Genomic DNA, 22,418 nt, shown 5'->3' with positions numbered 1-22,418 from the left:
GCCGGGGCAACAAACCCGTTGCGAACAAGCATTTGTGCCGGGTCGGCACCCCGTCCGCCGAAGAACATGCATCATACACGCGCAACGGAGCGTGCCATTTGCACCAAGTTGCAGCACGACGCCATGACGGCTGACCCGCGCGCCACGGGTCAGATTCAGAACCCCTTGCCGAGGCTCAGCACCATGGTGGACCGGCCGACGAAATGACCCTGCGCATTGGTGTAGGGCGCGCGCCTGGCATCGGTGCCGGAGTAGCCGAGCGCAAGCGTATAGCCCCTGCTGAAGGCCCGGGTCACGCCCAGTTTCCAGTCGGCGTAGGACAAGCCGGGCGTGTTGGCCACGTCCTGGTGACCCAGGTGCATGTTCAGCGTCCAGCCGGGACTGAACTCCACGTTCCAGGACAGGTCGAGGTAGTCGCTGTGGCGGCTGTCGGGGAAGCCGAACAGGTTGGTGAGCGTGTGCGAATACTTCAGTGACAGCGTCCTGTACGCCAGCGAGGCATAAGCCTCGGTCGTGCACGGCCGGGTGAAGCCGGCTGGATAGTGGCCGGGATAGTAGTACTCGTAGAGTCCGATATCGTAGCTCCAGTCGCTGCCGAGGCTGCCGCGGTAGCCCGTGTAGACATCTGCCTCGAGACTGCTTGAAAGTGGCGCGGTGGTGGTAGAGGCATCCGAGAGCCAGCTGATGTTGCTGCCCCATGCGCCGACGTACCATCCTCTGGCGTGGTCGTACTCGAAGCCCGGCTGCACCGCCGGGTTGCGATTGGTTTGCGAAAGGCCGCGGAACAGGTAGTCGCTGACCACCGCCACGCTGCCGCTGGTGCTGCTGGTGGCTTCCGCGGCAAGCGCTGCCGGTGTCGCCAGCATGGCCACCAGCAGCGCCGCGGGACACCCATTCACGAACCGTCGCTTCATTGATCTGCTCCTCCTCGCCCGGTGGCGCGCTATCCATCGACGCCATGGTTGCTGCATGGCAACAGGCGTCGGGGTAGCGCCGGGATGCGCTGCCCTGACTCGTGTTCAGCAAGTACCATGCCGATGACGCCATGCTCGCTTTTGCGCGTCGCAGCAAGCATGCAGCGGAGCGGCGGCCGCGACTTGCCCCACGCCGGGGCTGTCCCGGCCCCTTCGCGGTGCAACCAACGGGGCTGTCGGTGATTGCCCGTCCGCCACACGCCGCGTCAGGGCGCCGGGTATCGCCTGGGCGGGGCGGCATCACGCAGCGGGGCCGCCGCCGCGCCGGACAGATGGCCGGGACGAATCCCACGTAAACTGTGCCACCCGCCGCGACACCCGCCCCGGCCCATCGCACTTGTCCATCCGGAACCCATCCCGTGACCGATCTGCTCCACGTCATCCTGCTCGGCATCATCGAGGGCATCACCGAATTCCTGCCGATTTCCAGCACCGGTCACCTGTTGATCGCGGAGAAGTTCTGGCTGGGCCAGCGCTCGGACCTGTTCAACATCGGCATCCAGGCCGGCGCGATCCTGGCGGTGACGCTGATTTACTGGAAGCGGATCTGGCAGCTGCTGACGCAATGGCGCGACCCTGCCAACCGGGACTATCTGCTGAAACTGATCGTGGCGTTCGGGATCACCGCCGTGCTCGGTTTCATCGCGGTGAAGATGGGCTTCAAACTGCCCGAGACGGTGACCCCGATTGCGTGGGCGCTGGTGATCGGCGGGTTCTGGATGATCGGCGCCGAGCTGCTCGCCGCGCGCCAGCCCGAGCGCAGCGAGGTGACCTGGCGCGTGGCGATCCTGGTCGGCATCGCGCAGATGGTGGCCGGTATCTTCCCCGGAACTTCACGTTCGGCGGCGACGATCTTCACCGCGATGCTGTTCGGCACCAGCAACCGTGCCGCCGCCACCGAGTTCGCGTTCCTGGTCGGCATTCCGACCATGTACGCGGCCACCGGCTACGAGTTGCTCAAGGTACTGAAAGACGGCGGTGCGGCGCATGAGGACTGGAGTGCGCTGATCGTCGGCTTCGTGGTGTCGCTGATCGTGGCTTTCATCGCGGTGAAGTGGTTGCTCGGCTACATCCGCACGCACACCTTCACCCCGTTCGCGATTTACCGCATCGTGTTCGGCGTGGCTTTGCTGGTGCTGGTACCTGCGGGCGGCTGAGACCGTCATGGCCACGGCTGGGCGTTTATGCCGCCTCGGCCGTTGGCTGCTCGCGCGCTGGCTTTGACACCGGCTTCGGCGTTCCGGCAGCGCATTGGCCCGGTTCGTTGGTGCGCTCGAACAGCTCACGCACCCACTCGATGAATGCCTGCACGCGCGCGGACAAATGCTTGCGCTGCGGGTAGACGATCCACACCGGCTTGCCGGTCGAACGGGTGTCGGTCATCACCAGCTCCAGCATGCCCTTGTCCAGCATGCATGCGGCCAGCATGCGCGGCACCTGGGTGATGCCCAGACCCGCAGCCACCGCCTGCAGCACTGATTCGCCGTCGTTGATCAGCATGTGCGCGTCGATGTCGAGGCTGAGCTGACCGCCGGGTGTATCGAACTGCCACTGTCGCGGACGTCCGTTCGGGTGCACGTAGTTGATGCAGCGGTGCTGCTTCAGGTCCTCGATGCTCTGCGGCGCGCCATGACGGCGGAGATAGTCGGGCGAGGCACAGACCACGTTGCGCAGGTAGCCGATCTTGCGCGCGATCAGGCTGGAATCCTCCAGTTGACCGACGCGGATGGCGCAATCGAGCCCTTCACCGTTCAGATCCATCGGCGTGTCGCTCATGGACAGCTCGAGCCGGATATCCGGGTAGCGCTGCTCGAACTCGGCCAGCCGGGGGATCACCGCGGCGCGACCCACCGACAGCGAAATACCCACACGCAGCTTGCCCGTCGGTTTGCGGTGGGCGAAGTTCAGCGCCTCGGTCGCCTCGGTCAGGTCGGCGAGTATTTCCTTGCAACGGGCATGGAACGCAGCGCCATCGTCGGTCAACCTCAGTGAACGGGTGGAACGGAACAGCAGCCGGGCGCCCAGCTGCGCCTCCAGTCGCGACACCGCGCGGCTGACTCCCGACGGACTCATGCCCAACTGGGCCGCCGCTGCCGCAAAGCTCTTTGCTTCGACCACGCGGACGAAGGTCGATATGGCTGAAAAGTCGTCCATTGCCTCGTTTCCCTCGTGATTCGTGACTGGGGGTCACGAGTGTAGTGCGCAAGAAACGGATTTTCTATACCGCGCGGTGCACCTATTCTCTCGACCCTTCGCCGGAACCTGTCTTCCGGCCAACAAAGATTTTTGGAGCGCGACATGAAAAAGCAATGGGTGCTGGTTCCCTTGATCGCCGCCGCTGCACTGGGCAGTTGGGTACTTCTGCACGGCAGTGATGGCCACGCACAAACGGCAGCCACCAACGCGCCGCCAGAGGTCACCGTGGCGCAGGCGTTGAGTCGCAAGGTCAGCGACAGCGCCGAGTTCACCGGTCGGGTCGAAGCGGTCAACACGGTGCAGGTGCGGCCACGAGTCGACGGCTTCGTGGAATCAGTGCGGTTCCGCGAAGGCGCACTGGTGCACAAGGGCGACGTGTTGTTCCGGCTCGACGCGCGCCCCTATCAGGCCGAAGTGGATCGCCTGGCCGCCAATCAGGCGCAGGCCAGGGCCGAACTTGATCTCGCGGACACCAACCAGCGTCGCGCCGAGATGCTGCTGGCCCAGCATGCCATCGCCAAGCAGGAAGCGGATCGGCAGGAGACCGCCGCGCAGAGTGCGCGCGCCCGATTCGGCGCCGCCACCGCCGCCCTGTCCGCGGCCCGCCTGAAGCTGGATTTCACCATCGTGCGCTCGCCGATCGATGGTCGCGTCAGCAACGCCCGGGTCACCCCCGGCAACCTGGTGACCAGCAACGATGTGCTGACCAGTGTGGTCTCGGTCAATCCGGTGTACGTCTACTTCAACGTGGACGAGCAGACCTGGCTCAAGCTCGACCATCTGCGCGCCGAGGCGAAGCAGGCTGGTCACGGCGCGCGCATCGAAGCGTCGATGGGTCTGGCCGACGAGTCAGGCCATCCGCACCATGGCCGTCTCGACTTCGTCGACAACCAGTTGCACAGTGGCTCCGGCACGATCCGCCTGCGCGCCGTGTTCGACAACGCCGACGGACTGTACACGCCCGGCCTGTACGCCCGCGTGCAGCTGCAGAGCGGCCCCGCCCGGCCGCGGGTGCTGGTGGACGACCGCGCGATCGGCACCGATCTGGGCAACCAGTTCGTCTATGTGGTCGACAAGCAGCACAAGGTGCAATACCGCAAGGTCGACACCGGCCCGCTGTTTCACGGCTTGCGCGTGATCGACGGCGGAGTGCGGCCGAGCGATCTGGTGGTGGTGAACGGCCTGCAGCGCGTGCGCCCCGGCGTGGAGGTCAATCCGCAGAAGGTGGCCATGAGCTACCGGCTCGACAGTGCGGACAAGGCACTGGTCGAGCGGGGCAAGACGCCCACCGCCGATGACACCCGCACCGCGCAGACCAAGACCACGACGGCACACGAGCCGCAAGGCTGAGGAAGGCCTTGGGGTAACGCCCACACAGGGAAGAACTACCCGACTACCCAAGCCGTCATCCCGGCTTTCGTCGGGATGACGAGCCATGAGAACCGGGGCTTCGCAGAAGCCTCGCGAGGATTCATTGCATGAAAAACATTGCCCAATTCTTCGTTGACCGGCCGATCATGGCCGCCGTGCTGTCGCTGCTGTTCGTGATCACCGGCTCGCTCGCGGTGTTCCAGCTGCCGATCAGCGAGTACCCCGAGGTGGTGCCGCCGACGGTGGTGGTGCACGCCAGCTATCCCGGCGCGAACCCCAAGGTGATCGCGCAAACCGTGGCCACCCCGCTGGAAGAGCAGATCAACGGTGCCGAGGGCATGCTGTACAGCTCCTCGCAGGCCACCAGCGACGGTTCCCTGACCCTGACCGTGACCTTCGCGCTGGGCACTGATCTCGACACCGCCCAGGTCGACGTGCAGAACCGCGTGGCGCAGGCACTGCCGAAGCTGCCCGAGGAAGTGCAGCGGCTCGGCGTGACCACGCAGAAGAGTTCGCCCGACCTCACCATGGTGGTGCACCTGACTTCGCCCAACCAGCGCTACGACATGCTGTACCTGTCGAACTACGCACGGCTGCATGTGAAGGATGTGCTGGGCCGGCTCGACGGCGTCGGCGACGTGCAGATCTTCGGCGCGGGCGAATACTCGATGCGCGTGTGGCTGGACCCGCAGAAGCTGGCCCAGCGCGGCCTGACCACCGGCGACGTGATCAAGGCGATCCGCGAGCAGAACGTGCAGGTCGCCGCCGGGGCGCTGAATGCGCCGCCCGGGCCGACCAACAACGCGTTCCAGCTCAACATCAATACCCGTGGCCGACTGATCAGCGAGGATGATTTCCGCAACATCATCGTGCGCACCGACGCCAACGGCGGCGTTGTCCATCTCGACGACGTCGCCAGGGTCGACCTGGGATCGAACAACTACGCGCTGCGCAGCCTGCTCGACAACAAGCCGGCGGTGGCGTTGCCGATTTTCGCGCGCCCGGGTTCCAACGCGATCCAGATCTCCGACGAAGTGCGCGCCACCATGGCGCAGCTGAAGAAGGACTTCCCGCAGGGTGTCGACTACTCGATCGTCTATGACCCCACCGTGTTCGTGCGCGGCTCGATCGAGGCGGTGGCGCATACGCTGCTGGAAGCGATATTGCTGGTGGTGCTGGTGGTGATCCTGTTCCTGCAGACCTGGCGCGCCTCCATCATCCCGCTGGTGGCGGTGCCGGTGTCACTGATCGGCACGTTCGCGATCATGTACCTGGCCGGCTTCTCGCTGAATGCGCTGAGCCTGTTCGGGCTGGTGCTGGCGATCGGCATCGTGGTCGACGACGCGATCGTGGTGGTGGAAAACGTGGAGCGACACATCGAACTGGGCCAGTCGCCGAAGGAGGCCACGCGCCAGGCGATGCGCGAGGTCACCGGGCCGATCGTGGCGACCGCGCTGGTGCTGTGCGCGGTATTCATCCCCACCGCCTTCGTCAGCGGCCTGACCGGCCAGTTCTATCGCCAGTTCGCGCTGACCATCGCGATTTCCACGGTGATCTCCGCGTTCAACTCGCTGAGCCTGAGCCCGGCCCTGGCGGCGGTGCTGCTCAAGCCGCACGACGCGCCGAAGGATCGCCTCACCCGTGGCATCGATCGCGCCTTCGGCTGGCTGTTCCGTCCGTTCAACAAGCTGTTCCATCGCGGCTCCGAACGTTATGTCGGCGGGGTCAGGCGGGTGGTCGGCAAGGGCAAGCTGGCGCTGGTGCTGTACGCCGGCCTGATCGCGCTGACCTGGTTCGGCTTCTCGCATGTGCCCACCGGCTTCGTGCCCGGGCAGGACAAGCAGTACCTGGTGGCGTTCGCGCAGCTGCCGGACGCGGCCTCGCTGGATCGTTCCGAGAGCGTGATCGAGCGGATGAGCGCGATCGCGTTGAAACAGCCGGGCGTGGAGCATGCCGTCGCGTTCCCTGGCTTGTCGATCAATGGCTTCACCAACTCGAGCAACTCCGGGATCGTGTTCGTCACGCTGAAGCCGTTCGAGGAACGGCGCAGCGCGGATCTTTCGGCCGGTGCCATCGCCGGCGCGCTGAACCAGAAGTTCGGTGCGATCCAGGACGCCTACATTGCGGTGTTTCCGCCGCCACCGGTCATGGGACTGGGCACGATCGGCGGCTTTCGCATGCAGATCGAGGATCGCGGCGACCGCGGTTTCGACGAGCTGTACCAGCAGACCCAGAACCTGATCGCCGCCAGCCGGAAAGATCCGGCTCTGGCCGGACTGTTCTCCAGTTTCCAGGTGGCCGTGCCGCAGGTCGATGTCGACGTGAACCGCGAGAAGGCCAAGGCGGAAGGCGTGAACCTGGGCGATGTCTACCAGACCATGCAGGCCTACATGGGCTCGCTCTACGTCAACGACTTCAACCGCTTCGGTCGCACCTACCAGGTCAATGTTTCCGCCGACCCTGCGTTCCGCCACACGCCGCAGGACATCACGCAGCTGAAGACGCGCAATGCCCAGGGCCAGATGGTGCCACTGGGGTCGTTCGTCACCGTGAAACACGGCGCCGGCCCGGATCGCGTGCAGCACTACAACGGCTACCCGACCGCCGAAATCAACGGCGGACCCGCAGCGGGCTTCAGCTCCGGCCAGGCCCAAGCGGCGATGGAGCAGCTGGCGAAGGACAATCTCCCCAATGGCATGAGCTTCGAATGGACCGAGCTGACCTACCAGCAGATCCTCGCCGGCAACACCGCGATCCTGGTGTTCCCGCTGTGCGTGCTGCTGGTGTTCCTGGTGCTGTCGTCGCTGTACGAGAGCTGGTCCTTGCCGCTGGCGGTGATCCTGATCGTGCCGATGGTGCTGCTGTCCGCGATCGCCGGGGTGTGGCTCAGCGGTGGCGACAACAACATCTTCACCCAGATCGGCCTGATCGTGCTGGTGGGGCTGGCGTGCAAGAACGCGATCCTGATCGTGGAGTTCGCCCGCGAGCTGCAACTGGAAGGCGTGCCCCGCTACGAAGCAGTGCTGGAAGCGGCCCGCCTGCGTCTGCGCCCGATCCTGATGACCTCGATCGCCTTCATCATGGGCGTGGTGCCGCTGGTCACCTCGCATGGCGCCGGCGCCGAGATGCGCCACGCGATGGGCGTGGCGGTGTTCGCCGGCATGCTCGGCGTGACCATCTTCGGGCTGATCTACACGCCGCTGTTCTATGTTCTGATCCGCGCCCTGGTCGAACGCCGCGAGGCGCGCGCGACCGAACGCGCCGCGGCGCATGCGCTGCCGGCGCTGGAGAATCACTGATGCAAATCCTCACGACAACGTCCGCATTTCCCGCGCAAGAACCCCGCAGGGCGGGCACCACCCGCCGCACCCGCAGGGACCGCGACCGCGGGACAACGGCGGGCAGAGCCCGCCCTACGCCGGGTCGCACGATGTTGGCTGGTGCGAAGGGCATGCTCCGGTATTCCCTGCTGGTCGCGGCGCTCGCGCTGGCCGGGTGCGTCACGGTCGGCCCGGATTACCACGCCGGGAAGCCCGCCGCGCCGCAGCTGACATTGGACGCCGCTGGGGAAACCAATGCATCGTTCCAGGCCGCGTGGTGGAAGCAGTTCAACGACCCCGTGCTGGACGCGTTGATCGGGCATGCGGCGGCAAACAACCTCGACCTGCGCATCGCAGTGGCACGACTGCGTGAATCACGCGCATTGCTCAGCGGCGCCAGGTCCGATTACCTGCCAACCATCGATACCAGCGCAAGCTACCAGCGCAGCCGTGGTCAACAACCCGGTTTCAGCGACCAGCGCAGCACCACGACCACCTATCGCGCCGGCTTCGACGCCTCGTGGGAGCTGGACCTGTTCGGCGGCGTACGCCGCTCGGTGGAGGCGGCCGGTGCCGACCTCGGTGCCAACGAGGCGGCGCTGCGCGGTGCCCAGGTCAGCCTGCTGGCCGAAGTGGCGCGCAACTACTTCGCACTGCGCGGCAACCAGCAACGACTGGATATCACCCGTCGCGACATCGACAACCTGCGCCAGACCGTGCACCTCACGGAGGTGCGTCAGCAGGTCGGCACCGGCTCGGAACAGGATGTGGCCAGTGCGCGGGCGCGTCTCGCCGCGGTGCAGGCGCAACTGCCGCAGCTGCAGACCCGGCTCGACGCCGGCGAGAACCGCCTTGCGGTGCTGCTGGGTGCGCGGCCGGGCGAGCTGGAGATCGACCTGTCGCCGCGGCATGCCACCCCGATTGCCGTGAGCCTGCCCATCGGCGACGCTGGTGACGTGCTGTCGCGTCGTCCGGACGTCCAGATGGCCGAACGCGAATACGCCGCGGCCACCGCGCGCATCGGCGTGGCCAAGGCGGATTTCTTCCCGCGCATCTCGTTGGGTGGTTTCCTCGGTTTCTTGTCCGGGCGCAGCAACGACTTCGGCAGCCCGGCCACGCGAGCGTGGTCGTTGCTGCCCGGCATCCACTGGGCCGGCCTCAACGTGCAGCGCGTTCGCGCCAACCTGCACGCCAGCGATGCCCGCGCCGACGCCGCCGAGGCGAACTATCGGCGCAGCGTGCTGGAGGCGATCGAGGACATCGACAATGCGGTCACCGGCTTCAACCAGCAGCGCATCCGCGTCGATCGCCTGATCGAGCAGGGCACGCAGAGCAAGCGCGCCGCCGACCTCGCCCGCGTCCGCTACCAGGAGGGCGCCACCGGCTTCCTCGAACTGCTCGACGCCGAACGCACCCAGCTCGCCGCCGAGGACGACCTGGCCCAGGCCGAGGCGGCGATCAACACTCGCGCCGTGGCCCTGTACAAAGCGCTCGGCGGCGGCTGGCAGGCCTGCGGCGACGAACATTGCAGCGCCGTGGCCCGGCCCGACGCACCATGAACCGCGCGGCCCGCCACTTGCCGGTAACCACGCCGGTCTACCGCGTGGCCCTGGTCAGCGGCGCCAACCGTGGCCTCGGTTTCGAGGTGGCGCGCCAGCTCAGCGAATACGGCATCACCGTGCTGCTTGGCGCGCGCGACCTGGACAAAGGCCTGCACGCAGCGCGCCAGCTGACCGGCGCGCCCGGCGAAGTGATCGCGGTGCAGCTCGATGTCACCCGCCAGGATCAGGTCGACACGCTGGCGCGCTGGATCGAGGTGACTTACGGTCGCCTCGACGTACTCGTCAACAACGCCGGCGGTCATTACGACCACGATGCGCTGGCCAGCGACAGCGACATCACGCCGGCGCTTGCCGCGATGCAGACCCATCTGTTCGGCACCTGGCGCCTGAGCAGCGCGATGTTGCCGCTGATGTGCCGACACCGTTACGGCCGCATCGTCAACGTCTCCAGCGGCTGCGGCGCCAGCACCGCGAACGGTAGCGCCTGCGTGGCCTATCGCACCTCCAAATCGGCGCTCAACGCTTACACCCGTACGCTGGCAGCGGAGCTGGAAGGCAGCGGCATCGCGGTCAATGCGGTATGTCCGGGCTGGATCGCCACCGAACTCGGCGGCCCCGGCGGGCGGCCGGTCAGCGTCGGCGCCGCTGGCGTGGTGTGGGCCGCCAGCCTGCCCGTGCCGGCGCCCACGGGCCGCTTCTTTCGCGACGGCGAAGCGATCCCCTGGTGAAGCGAACTGAAGCCCACCGGCGGGCGATTTGCGAGCACCGTAGGGCGGGCTCAGCCCGCCGGCTTTTGCGCGACGACTGGCACGAGCGTGCGGACAGTGCCCGCCCTACGGTGCGAAATCCCGCTTGGCCGGCCCTTCGATGGTTGCAACGCACGCCGCGGGGACGACGGTGCACGAGCCATCCTGCAAACACCGCCAGCGAGCGCGAATACATTTTCGCTCAATGCCATGCCGAACGCCTCCAGAGTTTCCCGAGCGGACGGGGGCTGCTCATGGTCTCGCGACTCGTCGAAGAGCCGGCGGGCGGAGCCCGCCCTACGGACCAGCCCGCTAGCGTGACACGATCAACGCAAACCACTCCCAACCACGCACCCGCTCGCAGATCAGCTTGGTACAGGTCAGCATCGGTACGGCCAGCAGCGCGCCGGGGATGCCCCACAGCCAGCCCCATACCAGCAGCCACAGCAGGATCGCGATGGGACTCAGGCGCATGCTGCGGCCCTGGATCAGCGGGGTGATCAGGTTGCCTTCGATGATGGTGATGCCGGCGAAGGTCAACGCGGGCAGGAATACGCCGAAGTCGGCAGTTTTCGCGTACAGCATCGATACGAAAGCCAAGACCGCCGTGGTGAAGATCGCCCCGACGTAGGGAATGAAGTTGGCGAACATCGCCACCGCGCCCCACAACATGGCGTCGGGCACCTTGTACAGCCACAGCATGCCGGCCGTGATTGCGCCCAGGCTGGCGTTGATCAGCAGCGCGGTGAGCAGGTAGCGCGATACTTCGACCTGGAAGCTGCGCACGATGCTTACCGCATGGCGCTTGTAGGCAAAGCTGGGGGTGAGTTCGACCAGTCTTCGCAGCATGGTGTCGCCATAGATCAGGAAGAAGAACACCAGCAGCAGCACGCTGAGCACCGCGGCCAGGATCTTTGGCGCGGTGGAGACCACGTCCCATGCGGTAATCGTGAAGGCAGGCGGCTGCGGTTTCACCGTGCGCGAACTGCCGGTGACCAGGGTCTGGGTCGCGCGGTTGGCGGCCTCCAGCGGTTTCGTCACGCTGCGGAACTTGGGCACGAAGCTGCGAATGGCCGACGGCGCGCCGTGAAACCAGCCCATCGCTGGCTGGGCCAGCGCACCGACCCCTGCCCCGATCCCCACCACCAGCCCGATCATCAACACGATCGCGGTGAGCCAGCGCGGCAGGCGGAATCGCGCTCCGGTGGCGACGATCGGGTTCAGCGCCAGGCCGATGAACGCCGCCAGCACCAGCGGAATCAGCAGGGCGCGGGTCAAGGTTACGGTATACAGCAAGGCCAGCAGCAGCATGCCGTTGAGCAGGATGCGGATCGCGCGAAGATGCCGCCGGGTGCCGCGGGCACTGTGCAATCGACGCGCCAGTGGCCGCGGCAGATTGTCCACCAGCAAAGGATCAGCAGCTTGGCGGGCCCGCAGGGCAGCCGCGGTCATGTCGCGGATATCGTCGTCCGACGAGGGTGGCGGCGACTCCGGCTCACTCATGTCACATCGTCATCAGAGGTTGTGCTGCCGGCATCGGCGGCGCGTGCCACGATGCCCAGCGCGGCCAGCTCGGTCAACCATTGCGAGCCGTGCGCCATGACCGCTGCCACGCCACCACTGAGCAACGACGTCATGCCGGGCACCCGTGACGGCCGCACATCGAGACTGCCCAGCGCGAAGCCCGCGCCGGCGGCGATGCCGACCGTGGCCAACGGGTGCTCGCGCCCGCGCGCGAGCAGCGCACTGGCGGGCTCGCCCACTTGTCGGCGGGCCAGCGCCATGCGCGATTGCGCGATGCGCACCCTGGTCAATTGCTTGAATACGCTCATCCCCGCTCCTCACCGGTCGACCTGTCATCATGGGCGGGCGAATCCTCGACCGACCCTTCCGCCATCCCGGTTTCGACCTTGCGTGCGCTGTCGTGCATCATCGCACTCCATTCGGCGCGCGTCGCGGGCAGGCTCATCCAGTGCATGCAGCGTCGAAACAGCACGATCGCCCCGACCAGAAACACCAGCTGCAACAGCGCCAGCACCAGCAACGCCCACACCCACGAGCCCAGCCATTTCACCAGCAACACACCGATCAAACCAAGCACGGTAAGACCGAAGCCGACTCCGGCCACGGTCGCGGCGAGCCCCGCCAGGAATATCCAGGAGATGGCGCTGCGCGCCAGCCCCAATTCCGCCGCGAGCAGGTCGATCTGCGCACCAAACAGGCGCTTGATCGCATGACTCAACTGGCTGATTTCATGCAGCAAGCCAGACGGAGGCGGCGCCGATGCCGGCGCCGCCCCGGGGGTGGGTTCACCCTCGTTGTGCATGGGCTGTCCCCTGATCGGCTGGCTCAACGCCGCAGGATACGGCCAAGCAACCAGCCGGCGCCCAATGCGATGGCGACCGACTGCACCGGCTTCTCGCGCACGTAGTCGCGTGCCTGTTCCAGCCATTCGTCGGCGCGTTCGCGCGTCTGCTCATACGCGGCGCGGCTGCGCTCGCTGACCTCGGCAGCCTTGTCGGCCGCCTTGTGCGCTGCGCCGGCGGTCTTGTCGGTGGCGTGGTGCAGGCCTTCCTCGACACGGTCGGCCGCGTGATCCACCTTTTCCTTGGTGCTGGCCACTGCGTTGGACGTGGCCTGTTTGACGCGCTCGGCCCGCTCATCGATGCGGCTGTCGACGGTGGGTTCTGTGGTGGGGACTTGCTTGTTCATTACCTGCTCCGGAAAGGATCGTGCTTGGGCAAATGGGGTGGCCGCTTGCTGCCTATCTGGCGCGGCGGAAGAACGCGATGATGGCCAGAATCAGGAAGATGACAAACAGGATCTTCGCAATACCAGCAGCAGCGCCGGCGATGCCACCAAATCCCAGAACGGCGGCAATGATCGCAATGACCAGGAAAACCAGTGCGTAGTGAAGCATGAGGACATCCTCTTTGGGGAAATGACGCCGCTCCGGCGGTCGTCGTGTACGTCATTCACCCATATCGGACGCCACGCGGGCGTGAAGGGTGGCGCTGCCGCCCTGCACGCGCCGACCACGTTCGTTCAGCCCTTCATTCCGCTGTTCAGGCTGTAGGTGCCGATGAGCGCGGCCTCGGCCACTACGTGGCCAGCCATCGCCGCCTGCAGCTGTTCGCGCGAAAAGCCCTTGACCAAGGGCAGTTCGGCGACATCGAGTGCGTACAGCTTGAAGTGATAGTGATGCAGCAATGCATCGTTCCACGGCGGGCAGGGGCCGTCATAGCCCAGATATTCGCCGCCCATGTCGTCATCGCCGCTGAACCAGCCGGTGAAATCGTTGACGCCCTGCACGCTGCCGGGCGGCCCGAACGGATCACGCTTGCCGCGCGGGGTGACCTCATCGCTGCACGCGCCTGCGGCCAGTTCGCCGCACTCGGCCGGGATGTTGGCCATCAGCCAGTGCACGAACTCCACCCGCGGCAAATCCGCCGGCACGATGCGGCCTTGCTGGTTCACGTCGTCACCCTTGCTCGGCACATCGGGGTCGATGCAGGTGAGCACGAACGAGCGCGTGGCCGGCGGCGCATCCTTCCAGGCCAGGTGCGGGCTGTGGTTGTCCGACAGCGCAAACGGGTCAGCCACCTTGCCGAAGGCGAAGGTCGCCGGAATCCGCTGGCCGTTCTCGAAATTGTCGCTACGTAGCTGCATGACTATCTCCTGCTGATGGTGAGAACGGGAATGGGGATCGGTAATCGGGAATGGGAACGGCATGCACAGCGGCCCCGCCAGGTTACGGCCTCCGACCACTCCCGATTCCCGATTCCCCGTTCCCATACGTCACCCGGTAGATCGCCCCCGCCAGATCATCACTGACCAGCACACTGCCATCGGGCATCGGCTGCACGTCGACCGGGCGGCCCCAGGCGCTCTCGTCCTGCTGGAAGCCGGTGATCAACGGTTCGTATGACAACACCTTGTTGCCGTCCAGCCGAACGGTCATCACGCGGTAGCCCGACTTCTTCGTGCGGTTCCACGAGCCATGTTCGGCGATCAGGATCGCACCGCGGTAGCTGGCCGGGAATTGCTTGCCCTGGTAGAAACGCATGCCCAGCGATGCCACGTGGGCGCCGAGTTTCAGCACCGGCGGGGTGTAGTTCTTGCACGGATGACCCTGGCCGAACTCCGGATCGGCGATGTCACCCTGATGGCAATACGGATAGCCGAAGTTCTGGCCAGGGCGGGTGATCTCGTTCAACTCGTCACTGGGGATGTCGTCGCCCATCATGTCGCGACCGTTGTCGGTGAACCACAACCGGCCGGTGCCGGGCTGCCAGTCGAAGCCGACCGTGTTGCGAATGCCGGTGGCCACGTCCTGCCACTCGCTGCCATCCGGATTCATGCGCATCAGCTTGGCGTAGCGCGGGCCGGGGTCGCAGATATTGCACGGCGCGCCGATCGGCACATACAGCTTGCCGTCGGGACCGAAGGCGAGGAAGCGACCGCCGTGATGGCCCTCGCCGGGTAGTTTGTCGGTGACCAGCTCGGGCTTGGGCGGCGCATCCAGATGCTGTTCGATGTCGCGCAGCACGAAGATGCTGCTGATCGCCGAGACATACAGATCGCCGTCGTGGAAGGCCACGCCGATCGGGTTGCGCAAGCCGCTGGCGACCACGCGCACCCGCTCGGCCACGCCGTCACCGTTGCTGTCGGTGAGGGCGTAGACCTTGCCGGCCCCGCTGGAACCGACGAACACCGTGCCGTGGGTGCCCAAGGCGATCTCGCGGGCCTTGGGCACCTGATCCGAATACACGGCGATGTGAAAACCCCTGGGCAGGGTCAACCGGTCCAGTTGGGGTGCCGCGAACAGCGGCAGCGACAGGACCGCCAACAGCAATGACAGCAGCGCGCGCATGAGCGAAGCTCCCTCGTCAACGAACGCCCAATGTATACCGGACGATGTGAAGCCAGAAGCAGTGCGGCCCGGTAGACTTGCCCTCCTCACAGGGGAGTTGCATGAGCGAACTGGACGACCTCACCACACTGGTCCGTGCGGCCACGCCGTTGCTGGTGATCGAAACGGTGGACGAACAACGCGTGATCGAGTGCTTTCGCCACGTGATTTCGCAGGCGCTTCGCCCGCTGTGGCGCTGGACTTTGACCGATGGTTTGAGCCGCCTCGATTTCTCGCAGGGCGATGACCCGGTGGCGCCGGATGCGACCGCCACGCTGGACGCGATCCGCGCGCAAGGCGAGCCGGGCATCTACCTGATGTTCGATTTCCACCCGCTGCTGGGCTACGCGATGAGCCGTCGCCAGCTGCGCGAGATCGTGCAGCGGCAGCGTTCGGCGGCGCACACGATCGTGCTGGTGGGCGCGAAGATCGAGCTGCCCGAGGGGCTGGAAGCACTGGCCTTGCGCGTGCCGCTGTCGTTGCCGGACATCAAGGAGCTGGCCGGCATCCTGCGCGGCGAGGCGGCCGGGTGGCAGCGCGAGCAGGGCCGCCGGATCGAGGTCGACAACGACGCCGCGCGCACCATCGTGCGCAACCTGCTGGGATTGTCGGCACCGGACGCGCGGCGGATCGTGCGCAAGCTGATTTATGCCGATGGCGCCCTCACCGCCAACGATCTGCCGGTGCTGATGCAGTCCAAGTTCGACCTGCTCAACCGTTCCGGCCTGCTGCACTACGAATACGCCACCGCCAGTTTCGCCGACATCGCCGGCGTCAGCCGGGTGCGCGAATGGGTGCAGCGTCGTCGCACGGTCTTTCTCTCGCCCGAAGCCACGCCGATGCTCGATCCGCCCAAGGGCGTGTTGCTGCTGGGCGTGCAGGGCTGCGGCAAGAGCCTGGCGGCCAAGGCAATCGCGGGCGGCTTCGGCGTGCCGCTGGTGCGACTGGATTTCGGCACGCTGTACAACAAATACCAGGGCGAAACGGAAAAGAACCTGCGCGAAGCGCTGGCCAGCACCGAGCTGCTGGCGCCGTGCGTGCTGTGGATCGACGAGATCGAGAAGGGTCTGGCGGGCGGCGGCGATGACGGCGGCGTGTCGCGCCGGGTACTCGGCTACCTGCTGACCTGGATGGCCGAGCGCAAGGCCAAGGTATTCACCGTGGCCACCGCCAACGCGGTGCAGGAGCTGCCCGCCGAACTGCTGCGCAAGGGTCGTTTCGACGAGATCTTCTTCGTCGACCTGCCGGGCGAATCCGTGCGCGGGGAGATCTTCGCCTTGCATCTGCAGCGTCGCCAACTCGATCCGGCCAACTTCGACCTGCCCGCGCTGGCCGCCGCCAGCGAGGGCTTTTCTGGCGCCGAGATCGAACAGACCATCGTCAGCGCGCTGTACGACGCCGCCAGCAATGGCGCCCCGCCGGACCAGGCGGCGCTGATCAACGCGTTGAAACAGACCCGACCGCTGTCGGTGCTGATGCGCGAACAAGTGCAAGCGCTGCGGACGTGGGCGCAGGGACGCTGCGTGGCGGCCGACTGAGGCTCATCGCCAGCCGTGTTTCCGCTTCGTCGAGCTGCGGAAGGCGGGCGCGTATCGTGCTGATTCTTGTTGCAAGCCATGAGTGAACCGCCATGTCCAACCTGCCGCCGTTCCATCTTGCCTTCCCGGTCACCTCGCTGGCCGACGCCCGTGCGTTCTACGGCGACCTGCTCGGCTGCCCCGAGGGGCGCTCCAGCGAAGATTGGGTCGACTTCGACTTCCGCGGTCACCAGATCGTGGCGCACCTGGCACCGGCGGAAGTACGTGCCGCCAGCGCGCACGATGTCGACGGCGACCCCGTGCCGGTGCGGCACTTCGGGCTGGTGCTGGGGATGGAGGAGTGGCACGCGCTGGCCGATCGCCTGCGTGCCGCCGGCATCCGTTTCGTGATCGAGCCGCATGTGCGTTTTGCGGGGCAGCCGGGCGAGCAGGCCACGATGTTCCTGCTCGATCCCAGCGGCAACGCGCTGGAGTTCAAGGCGTTTGCGGATCGCGGCCGGCTGTTCGCGAAGTAGGGCCCGACATGGAAGCGGAAGATCTCGCCAGGCTGGTGAACACACGCATGCCGTATGGCAAATACAAGGGACGCTTGATCGCCGATCTGCCCGGCGGCTACCTGGCCTGGTTTGCGCGTAGCGGTTTCCCGAACGGGGAACTGGGTCGGCTGCTGGCGCTGATGCTGGAACTGGACCACAACGGTTTGTCGTCGCTGCTCGACCCGCTGCGCCCGGATCGGATTTCCTGATTCAGCGTATGCTGCCGGCGCGACCCGGACGGCGTACGATGTGCGCCCGCGGGAGCCACCGCAACCCTTTCTGCGCCGGCCATGGCGGCCTGCATCGGATCGGCCTTTTCGCTGTTTCGTGCATTCCAGGGCGCCCGATGAGCACCGCCACTCCCCCCGATTTCCAGGCCTTGGCCGACGCACTGGCGACTGACGGGTGGTGCGTATCTGCCGATCTGCTGGCGCCGGCGCAGACGCGGGCGCTGGCCGCCGAGTGCGCCGCCATGCACGATGCGAAGCGGCTGCTGCCGGCACGTACCGGCGCCACTCGCAGTGCCTCGCCCCTGCGCGGTGACAGCACCCACTGGTTCGCCGAAGGCGCGATGAGTGCAGCGCAGCAGATGTTCACCGATCGCATGGACGCGCTGCGCGTGGCGCTCAACCGCGAGCTGATGCTGAACATGGTGGAATGCGAATCGCACTACGCCGTGTATCGGCCCGGCGCAGGTTACGCTCGGCACCTCGACCAGATGCGCGGCAGCGACGCCCGGGTGATCTCGGCCGTGTACTACCTCAACGAGAACTGGCGCGAGGCCGACGGTGGCGCGTTGCGCCTGTATCTGGATGAGGGCGCATCGCGCGACATCTACCCGCTGGCCGGCAGCTTGCTACTGTTCCTGTCTGCACGCTTCGAACACGAAGTGCTGCCTGCCACGCGCGACCGCATGAGCATTGCCAGCTGGCTGCGGCAGCGCCCGTCGGCCGGGCGATGAATCAGGGTCAGCGGAAGAGCCGGCGGGCAGGGCCCGCCCTACACCTCGTGCCGCTACCCGTAGGGCGGGCTGTGCCCGCCGCCTTTCCCGGCGGGAACGCACCGCCGGCCGCTTACGGGTGCGAATCTTCGACCGGTTCGCGCGGCGTGGTCGGCAGCACATGGGCTGCATCGGGCACGCTCGCCACCCGGGTGCCGGCCGCCGTCGCCGGCTGGATCGGCAGCACGCCATCGGCGAGGGCGTTGAAACGCGCGGCGATGTAATCGTCGGTGTAGCTGACCATGCCCCAGTCGCGGATGAAGCCGCAGTGCCCGCCGTAGCTGGCCAGATCCAGCTCGATGTTGGGTGGCAGCTCCAGCTTCTCGAAGCTGCTGACCGGAATCACCGGATCGTCTTTCGAGGTGAGGATGGTGGCCGGAATCTGCATCGCCTGCATCGCGTCGCCAGCCACCGAATAGCCGTCCAGATACTGCTGCAGCGACTTGAAGTCGGTGTGCCGCAGCACCAGCGCCTCGGTCAGGCCGCGCAGGTGTTTTTTCAGCTCCGACATCTCGAAATACTGGTGTTGCGGAAACGCCTTCTGCTTGAGCAGCAGCGAATGACGCCACTTGCGCATGAAGTACGCCTGATAGAACCACGGCGCGCTCTCCTCCAGCGAGAACAGCCCCACCGCCGGATCGATGATCGGGCACACCGCCAGGACATAGCTGAGCGGAATGCCCACGCGCGAAGTCTGCATCGCGGCGCGCAGGGCAAAATTGCCGCCCAGCGAAAACCCGGCCACCGCCATCGGCCGCGTCGGCCAGCGCGCCGCGATGTCGCCCAGCGCGTGCACCACTTCGTCGATGCGGCAGGAGTGGAACAGCGCCTCGTTGAGGCCGTGGCTGTCGCCGTGATCGCGGAAGTTGAGCCGGAAGATGTCCCAGCCGTCGGCCAGCAGGCGGCTGCCGGTCTGCAGCACGTAGGTGGAATCGACGCTGCCTTCCCAGCCGTGGAACAGCACGGCCAGGCCGCGCGACGTTGAACGCGCCTGTTGCGCGGTGTAGGCGCCGGTGAGTCGCACCCCGCCGCCACCATCGACCACCACCGGCTCGGCACCGTTGAGTACAGTCTTTGCGGCACGCGGCAGCAGCAGCCGACGTACGCCGCTGGAGGACAGCATGGTCTGGATATGGCCGCTGCGCAGCGGCCAGGGTGGGCGGAAATCCTTTCCGTCGGGCAGATTCATGCCGGTCGGTCCGCCAGCGCCTTGGCGATGCGCTCGCGTGCCTGCTCGGCCATGCGTCGACGCCCGTCGGAGCTGACCGGCACCACGCTCAGGAAGTGCACCTCGACATCCATCGGTGGCCCACCCAGCAGGCGCAGGAAGTTGGCGCCGAAATTCTCGTCTTCACGAAAGCCGGCATCGATCACCCGCCTGCCGTCGCGCACGAAACGCAGCGCCACCGGCTGCACCGGTACCTCGGCGTCCAGCGCGGCCTGGAAAATGCGCGCGTGAAATACCTTGAGCTCGCCGTTGTGGCCGGTGCCACCTTCGGGGAACACCGCCACCGAGCGGCCCGCGCGCAGTCGTTCGACCATCACCTGCATCACCGCTGCCAGTGAATGGTTGCTGCCGCGCCGATGGAAAATGGTGCCGCCGTTCGCGGCCAGCCAGCCAACCAGTGGCCAGCCGGCGATTTCGGCCTTGGCCACGAAACAGGCGGCGCGCTGGCTGTGCAACAGCTCGATATCTATCCAGGAGGTGTGGTTGGCCACGAACAGCACCGGGTCGGGCAGCGGCTGGCCCACGCGCACGGCGCGCAGACCGAAAATCCACATCAATCCGGTCGACCACCAACGGACCAGGCGGTGTGGCCACGGCTCGCGACCCTCGTGCATCACGACGTCGCGGTTCCAGCTCATCACCAGCCCTGCCAGCAGGATCGCCAGCACCGCGTGGACCAGCAGCAACGGCACCCGCCACAAATAGCGCAACGGGCGCAGCAGATCGCGTTCGGCAACAGTGGCGGTGTCGATGCTCATCAGTTGGTTAGTTTAGCGTTAGTCGACGCCCGCGCGGCCGTGCGCGCGCTGAACAAGATGCGCACGCTCAGGACTCCAGCCGGCTCAGCGGCAACGACGGCGAGCGCTTGACCGTGCGCAGCACGAAACTGGAATTGACGTCGGCCACGCCGCTGGCATTGAGCAGGTGGTCGAGCAGGAAGCGCGAGAAGTCCTGCAGATCCGCCACGTAGACGTGCAGCAGATAGTCCATGTCACCGGTGAGCGCGTGACAGGCGACGACCTCGTCCCAGCCGTTGACGCGCTCGACGAAGCTCTCGACCGCCGCATGCTCGTGCTTGGCCAATTGCACCCGCACGAAGGCCTGCAGCCCCAGCCCCACCGCCTGCGGATCGACCTGCGCCGCGTAGCCGGTGATGACGCCGCTCGATTCCAGCCGCTGCAGCCGGCGCAGACACGCCGAGGGCGACAGGCTGACCCGCTCGGCCAGCTCGGCATTGCTGATGCGACCTTCGCCCTGCAGCACGGCGAGGATGCGCGCGTCGGTACGATCAAGTGTAGGCATGCGCAATGATCCTCTTGAGTTGGTCAATTGTACGCAATGATAGTGCAACCGAAGCCCTGGCTGATGCAACAAAGCAACCTTCGTGCGACAGATTGGTCCTAAGCTGTGGGGATCCCCTCATGCTGTCCGGAGTACGCCATGGAAAACACCGCGCCCCGCAAAGTCGAGCATCAGCAGACCGATCGCGGTTACGTGCCGGTCTATGCCACCGGCGTGGTCGAGCAGCCGTGGGACAGCTACAGCAAGACCGAGCACGAGGTGTGGGACACTTTGTTCAAGCGCCAGCGCGAAATGCTGCCCGGGCGCGCCTGCAAGGAGTTCCTGGAAGGTGTGGAGCGCTTCGGCCTGGGCGATGGCGGCATCCCGAAGTTCAGCGAGCTCAACAAGGTGCTCAAGACTGCCACCGACTGGGAGATCGTGGCGGTGGAAGGGCTGCTGCCGGACGAGGTGTTCTTCGACCACCTGGCCAACCGGCGTTTTCCGGTGAGCTGGTGGATCCGCAAGCCCGACCAGCTCGATTACCTGAGCGAGCCCGACCTGTTCCACGACATGTTCGGCCACGTGCCGCTGCTGCTCAACCCCGTGTTTGCCGACTACATGCAGGCCTACGGTCGCGGCGGCATGAAGGCGTTCAAGATCGGCCCCGAGGCGCTGATGAACCTGACCCGCCTGTACTGGTACACGGTGGAGTTCGGCCTGATGAACACCGACGAGGGCATGCGCATCTACGGCGCCGGCATCGTCAGCTCCAAGGGCGAGTCGATCTACTGCCTGGATTCCCCCTCGCCCAACCGCATCGGCTTCGACATCGAGCGCGTGATGAGCACGCGCTACCGGATCGACACCTACCAGCAGACCTATTTCGTGATCGAGAACTTCGAGCAGCTGTTCGAGGCCACGCGACCGGACTTCACCCCGATCTACGCCAGGCTGCACGAGTCGCCCGCGCACGCCGCCGGTGATGTGCTGGACGGCGACCGCGTGTTCACCCGCGGCGATCGCGTGGGCTGGGCCACTGGCGCCGATACCTGACGGACGGCGCTGGCCTGCCTACTTCGCCACCTGCCTGAGCCAGGGCCTGACGATGCTGACCCACAGCGCGTAGCCCGCGCGGTTCATGTGCAGGCCGTCGCCGATGAACCACTGCGCCTGCGGCTGGCCGTTCTTGCCCAGCATCGGCGTGAACACGTCCAGATAGGTCACGCCCTGCTCGCCGGCTGCGTACTGGCGGATCATCTCATTCGCCTCGCGAATCTGCGGAAGCAAGGCGCGGCGCGCCACGCTGGGCTTGATCGCGATGAAGGCGATCGGCACGCCCGCATCGAGCGAGCGCGCCTTGCGCACGAAGGACGCGAAGTCGTCGCGCACATGGGCCGGGCTGTCGCCATCGGCCAGATCGTTGTCACCGGCGTACATCACGATCGCACGCAGGTGATACGGCGCCACGATGCGGTCGGCGAAGAACGTGGCGTCATCGATCTCCGAACCACCGAAGCCGCGGTTGATGGTTTTGACACCCGGGAAATCGCTGGCCAGCGTCTTCCAGAAACGGATTGACGAGCTGCCGATGAATAACACCGCGCCCCTGGCAGGTGGATTCGCCTGGTCTTGCGCCTGGAACGCGGCGATGGCGGCATTCCATTGGGCATGGTTGTTCTCATGGTTGTCACGCCCCCATGCCAACACGGGCAAAGTGACGAACAGCAGGAAAATCAGGACTCGCTTCATCGATG

23 protein-coding genes are annotated in these 22,418 nt (G+C 66.2%); 10 read left to right on the top strand and 13 right to left on the bottom strand.

The genetic code is table 11. The features are described from left to right. Positions 1–155: 155 nt before the first annotated feature. Positions 156–914, bottom strand: a complete 759-nt coding sequence (locus tag AC0L58_RS16500; protein WP_473685350.1) for a TorF family putative porin — start codon at positions 912–914, stop codon at positions 156–158. A 419-nt stretch (positions 915–1,333) separates the two neighbouring features. Between AC0L58_RS16500 and AC0L58_RS16495 the strand changes: the two genes are divergently transcribed. Further along, positions 1,334–2,131 carry an undecaprenyl-diphosphate phosphatase gene (locus tag AC0L58_RS16495; RefSeq protein WP_473685348.1) on the top strand — a complete coding sequence of 266 codons (798 nt, stop codon included), beginning with the start codon at positions 1,334–1,336 and terminating at the stop codon, positions 2,129–2,131. Between the two features lie 25 nt (positions 2,132–2,156). On the opposite strand, the gene AC0L58_RS16490 is transcribed toward AC0L58_RS16495, so the two are convergent. Next, positions 2,157–3,128, bottom strand: coding sequence for a LysR family transcriptional regulator (locus tag AC0L58_RS16490; protein ID WP_473685346.1), 972 nt, complete (start codon positions 3,126–3,128; stop codon positions 2,157–2,159). Between the two features lie 144 nt (positions 3,129–3,272). Here AC0L58_RS16490 and AC0L58_RS16485 point away from each other — a divergent pair, with 144 nt between their 5' ends. The 4 genes from AC0L58_RS16485 to AC0L58_RS16470 all read left to right on the top strand — a co-directional run bounded on the left by AC0L58_RS16485 (position 3,273) and on the right by AC0L58_RS16470 (position 10,151). Further along, complete coding sequence (locus AC0L58_RS16485; protein ID WP_473685344.1) at positions 3,273–4,520, top strand: efflux RND transporter periplasmic adaptor subunit; 1,248 nt, start codon at positions 3,273–3,275, stop codon at positions 4,518–4,520. Positions 4,521–4,648: 128 nt separating this feature from the next. Beyond that, positions 4,649–7,840, top strand: coding sequence for an efflux RND transporter permease subunit (locus AC0L58_RS16480; protein ID WP_473685342.1), 3,192 nt, complete (start codon positions 4,649–4,651; stop codon positions 7,838–7,840). 152 nt (positions 7,841–7,992) lie between these two features. Beyond that, positions 7,993–9,420: an efflux transporter outer membrane subunit gene (locus AC0L58_RS16475; protein WP_473685340.1), complete on the top strand. Its 1,428-nt coding sequence runs from the start codon at positions 7,993–7,995 to the stop codon at positions 9,418–9,420. After that, positions 9,417–10,151, top strand: a complete 735-nt coding sequence (locus AC0L58_RS16470) for an SDR family NAD(P)-dependent oxidoreductase (protein WP_473685338.1) — start codon at positions 9,417–9,419, stop codon at positions 10,149–10,151. The genes AC0L58_RS16475 and AC0L58_RS16470 overlap by 4 nt, the downstream gene beginning before the upstream one ends. Before the next feature lie 330 nt (positions 10,152–10,481). Here the strand turns inward: AC0L58_RS16470 and AC0L58_RS16465 are convergent, their stop codons facing one another. From AC0L58_RS16465 to AC0L58_RS16435, 7 genes are all read right to left on the bottom strand, one after another. Continuing rightward, positions 10,482–11,672: an AI-2E family transporter gene (locus tag AC0L58_RS16465; RefSeq protein WP_473685336.1), complete on the bottom strand. Its 1,191-nt coding sequence runs from the start codon at positions 11,670–11,672 to the stop codon at positions 10,482–10,484. After that, a complete protein-coding gene (locus tag AC0L58_RS16460; RefSeq protein ID WP_473685335.1) occupies positions 11,669–12,001 on the bottom strand; it encodes a glycine zipper domain-containing protein in 333 nt (110 codons plus the stop codon). Before AC0L58_RS16460 ends, AC0L58_RS16465 begins: the two co-directional genes overlap by 4 nt. Beyond that, positions 11,998–12,495 carry an ABC transporter ATP-binding protein gene (locus AC0L58_RS16455; RefSeq protein WP_473685333.1) on the bottom strand — a complete coding sequence of 166 codons (498 nt, stop codon included), beginning with the start codon at positions 12,493–12,495 and terminating at the stop codon, positions 11,998–12,000. Before AC0L58_RS16455 ends, AC0L58_RS16460 begins: the two co-directional genes overlap by 4 nt. 23 nt (positions 12,496–12,518) lie before the next feature. Next, positions 12,519–12,881, bottom strand: a complete 363-nt coding sequence (locus AC0L58_RS16450; protein WP_473685331.1) for an ElaB/YgaM/YqjD family protein — start codon at positions 12,879–12,881, stop codon at positions 12,519–12,521. A 52-nt stretch (positions 12,882–12,933) separates the two neighbouring features. Continuing rightward, positions 12,934–13,089, bottom strand: a complete 156-nt coding sequence (locus AC0L58_RS16445) for a DUF1328 domain-containing protein (protein WP_113728675.1) — start codon at positions 13,087–13,089, stop codon at positions 12,934–12,936. Positions 13,090–13,214: 125 nt separating this feature from the next. After that, positions 13,215–13,838, bottom strand: a complete 624-nt coding sequence (locus AC0L58_RS16440; protein WP_473685328.1) for a YbhB/YbcL family Raf kinase inhibitor-like protein — start codon at positions 13,836–13,838, stop codon at positions 13,215–13,217. A gap of 82 nt (positions 13,839–13,920) precedes the next feature. After that, the gene (locus tag AC0L58_RS16435) at positions 13,921–15,042 is read right to left on the bottom strand and encodes a PQQ-dependent sugar dehydrogenase (RefSeq protein ID WP_473685326.1); all 1,122 of its coding nucleotides are present in this window, start codon (positions 15,040–15,042) and stop codon (positions 13,921–13,923) included. A 101-nt stretch (positions 15,043–15,143) separates the two neighbouring features. Here AC0L58_RS16435 and AC0L58_RS16430 point away from each other — a divergent pair, with 101 nt between their 5' ends. The 4 genes from AC0L58_RS16430 to AC0L58_RS16415 all read left to right on the top strand — a co-directional run bounded on the left by AC0L58_RS16430 (position 15,144) and on the right by AC0L58_RS16415 (position 18,116). After that, complete coding sequence (locus tag AC0L58_RS16430) at positions 15,144–16,619, top strand: AAA family ATPase (protein ID WP_473685324.1); 1,476 nt, start codon at positions 15,144–15,146, stop codon at positions 16,617–16,619. Positions 16,620–16,711: 92 nt separating this feature from the next. Further along, positions 16,712–17,134 (top strand): VOC family protein, encoded by a 423-nt coding sequence (locus AC0L58_RS16425; RefSeq protein WP_473685322.1) that lies wholly within the window; start codon positions 16,712–16,714, stop codon positions 17,132–17,134. 8 nt (positions 17,135–17,142) lie between these two features. Continuing rightward, on the top strand, positions 17,143–17,364 hold the full coding sequence (locus AC0L58_RS16420; protein ID WP_473685320.1) for a DUF3820 family protein: 222 nt from the start codon (positions 17,143–17,145) through the stop codon (positions 17,362–17,364). Positions 17,365–17,501: 137 nt separating this feature from the next. After that, a complete protein-coding gene (locus AC0L58_RS16415) occupies positions 17,502–18,116 on the top strand; it encodes a 2OG-Fe(II) oxygenase (protein ID WP_473685318.1) in 615 nt (204 codons plus the stop codon). Positions 18,117–18,228: 112 nt separating this feature from the next. Here the strand turns inward: AC0L58_RS16415 and AC0L58_RS16410 are convergent, their stop codons facing one another. The 3 genes from AC0L58_RS16410 to AC0L58_RS16400 form a co-directional block, all read right to left on the bottom strand. After that, complete coding sequence (locus AC0L58_RS16410; protein WP_473685316.1) at positions 18,229–19,344, bottom strand: YheT family hydrolase; 1,116 nt, start codon at positions 19,342–19,344, stop codon at positions 18,229–18,231. Further along, entirely contained in the window at positions 19,341–20,141 is an 801-nt protein-coding gene (locus tag AC0L58_RS16405) for a lysophospholipid acyltransferase family protein (RefSeq protein ID WP_473685314.1), read from the bottom strand. Before AC0L58_RS16405 ends, AC0L58_RS16410 begins: the two co-directional genes overlap by 4 nt. Before the next feature lie 67 nt (positions 20,142–20,208). After that, a complete protein-coding gene (locus AC0L58_RS16400) occupies positions 20,209–20,685 on the bottom strand; it encodes an Lrp/AsnC family transcriptional regulator (RefSeq protein WP_473685312.1) in 477 nt (158 codons plus the stop codon). Between the two features lie 138 nt (positions 20,686–20,823). Between AC0L58_RS16400 and phhA the strand changes: the two genes are divergently transcribed. Further along, on the top strand, positions 20,824–21,717 hold the full coding sequence (gene phhA, locus AC0L58_RS16395) for a phenylalanine 4-monooxygenase (RefSeq protein ID WP_473685310.1): 894 nt from the start codon (positions 20,824–20,826) through the stop codon (positions 21,715–21,717). Positions 21,718–21,735: 18 nt separating this feature from the next. On the opposite strand, the gene AC0L58_RS16390 is transcribed toward phhA, so the two are convergent. Further along, positions 21,736–22,413 (bottom strand): SGNH/GDSL hydrolase family protein, encoded by a 678-nt coding sequence (locus AC0L58_RS16390; protein ID WP_473685309.1) that lies wholly within the window; start codon positions 22,411–22,413, stop codon positions 21,736–21,738. Positions 22,414–22,418: the final 5 nt, after the last annotated feature.

The organism is Rhodanobacter sp. G2-10 (assembly GCF_055809185.1).
Note: the sequence above shows the minus strand (reverse complement) of the source record. Positions and strands in the feature narration are given on the sequence as shown.

Coding starts and splice junctions, on each gene's coding strand:
- AC0L58_RS16500 (WP_473685350.1), bottom strand. CDS start 914: ATGAAGCGACGGTTCGTGAATGGGTGTCCCGCGGCGCTGCTGGTGGCC.
- AC0L58_RS16490 (WP_473685346.1), bottom strand. CDS start 3,128: ATGGACGACTTTTCAGCCATATCGACCTTCGTCCGCGTGGTCGAAGCA.
- AC0L58_RS16485 (WP_473685344.1), top strand. CDS start 3,273: ATGAAAAAGCAATGGGTGCTGGTTCCCTTGATCGCCGCCGCTGCACTG.
- AC0L58_RS16480 (WP_473685342.1), top strand. CDS start 4,649: ATGAAAAACATTGCCCAATTCTTCGTTGACCGGCCGATCATGGCCGCC.
- AC0L58_RS16475 (WP_473685340.1), top strand. CDS start 7,993: ATGCTCCGGTATTCCCTGCTGGTCGCGGCGCTCGCGCTGGCCGGGTGC.
- AC0L58_RS16470 (WP_473685338.1), top strand. CDS start 9,417: ATGAACCGCGCGGCCCGCCACTTGCCGGTAACCACGCCGGTCTACCGC.
- AC0L58_RS16465 (WP_473685336.1), bottom strand. CDS start 11,672: ATGAGTGAGCCGGAGTCGCCGCCACCCTCGTCGGACGACGATATCCGC.
- AC0L58_RS16460 (WP_473685335.1), bottom strand. CDS start 12,001: ATGAGCGTATTCAAGCAATTGACCAGGGTGCGCATCGCGCAATCGCGC.
- AC0L58_RS16455 (WP_473685333.1), bottom strand. CDS start 12,495: ATGCACAACGAGGGTGAACCCACCCCCGGGGCGGCGCCGGCATCGGCG.
- AC0L58_RS16450 (WP_473685331.1), bottom strand. CDS start 12,881: ATGAACAAGCAAGTCCCCACCACAGAACCCACCGTCGACAGCCGCATC.
- AC0L58_RS16445 (WP_113728675.1), bottom strand. CDS start 13,089: ATGCTTCACTACGCACTGGTTTTCCTGGTCATTGCGATCATTGCCGCC.
- AC0L58_RS16440 (WP_473685328.1), bottom strand. CDS start 13,838: ATGCAGCTACGTAGCGACAATTTCGAGAACGGCCAGCGGATTCCGGCG.
- AC0L58_RS16435 (WP_473685326.1), bottom strand. CDS start 15,042: ATGCGCGCGCTGCTGTCATTGCTGTTGGCGGTCCTGTCGCTGCCGCTG.
- AC0L58_RS16430 (WP_473685324.1), top strand. CDS start 15,144: ATGAGCGAACTGGACGACCTCACCACACTGGTCCGTGCGGCCACGCCG.
- AC0L58_RS16425 (WP_473685322.1), top strand. CDS start 16,712: ATGTCCAACCTGCCGCCGTTCCATCTTGCCTTCCCGGTCACCTCGCTG.
- AC0L58_RS16420 (WP_473685320.1), top strand. CDS start 17,143: ATGGAAGCGGAAGATCTCGCCAGGCTGGTGAACACACGCATGCCGTAT.
- AC0L58_RS16415 (WP_473685318.1), top strand. CDS start 17,502: ATGAGCACCGCCACTCCCCCCGATTTCCAGGCCTTGGCCGACGCACTG.
- AC0L58_RS16410 (WP_473685316.1), bottom strand. CDS start 19,344: ATGAATCTGCCCGACGGAAAGGATTTCCGCCCACCCTGGCCGCTGCGC.
- AC0L58_RS16405 (WP_473685314.1), bottom strand. CDS start 20,141: ATGAGCATCGACACCGCCACTGTTGCCGAACGCGATCTGCTGCGCCCG.
- AC0L58_RS16400 (WP_473685312.1), bottom strand. CDS start 20,685: ATGCCTACACTTGATCGTACCGACGCGCGCATCCTCGCCGTGCTGCAG.
- phhA (WP_473685310.1), top strand. CDS start 20,824: ATGGAAAACACCGCGCCCCGCAAAGTCGAGCATCAGCAGACCGATCGC.
- AC0L58_RS16390 (WP_473685309.1), bottom strand. CDS start 22,413: ATGAAGCGAGTCCTGATTTTCCTGCTGTTCGTCACTTTGCCCGTGTTG.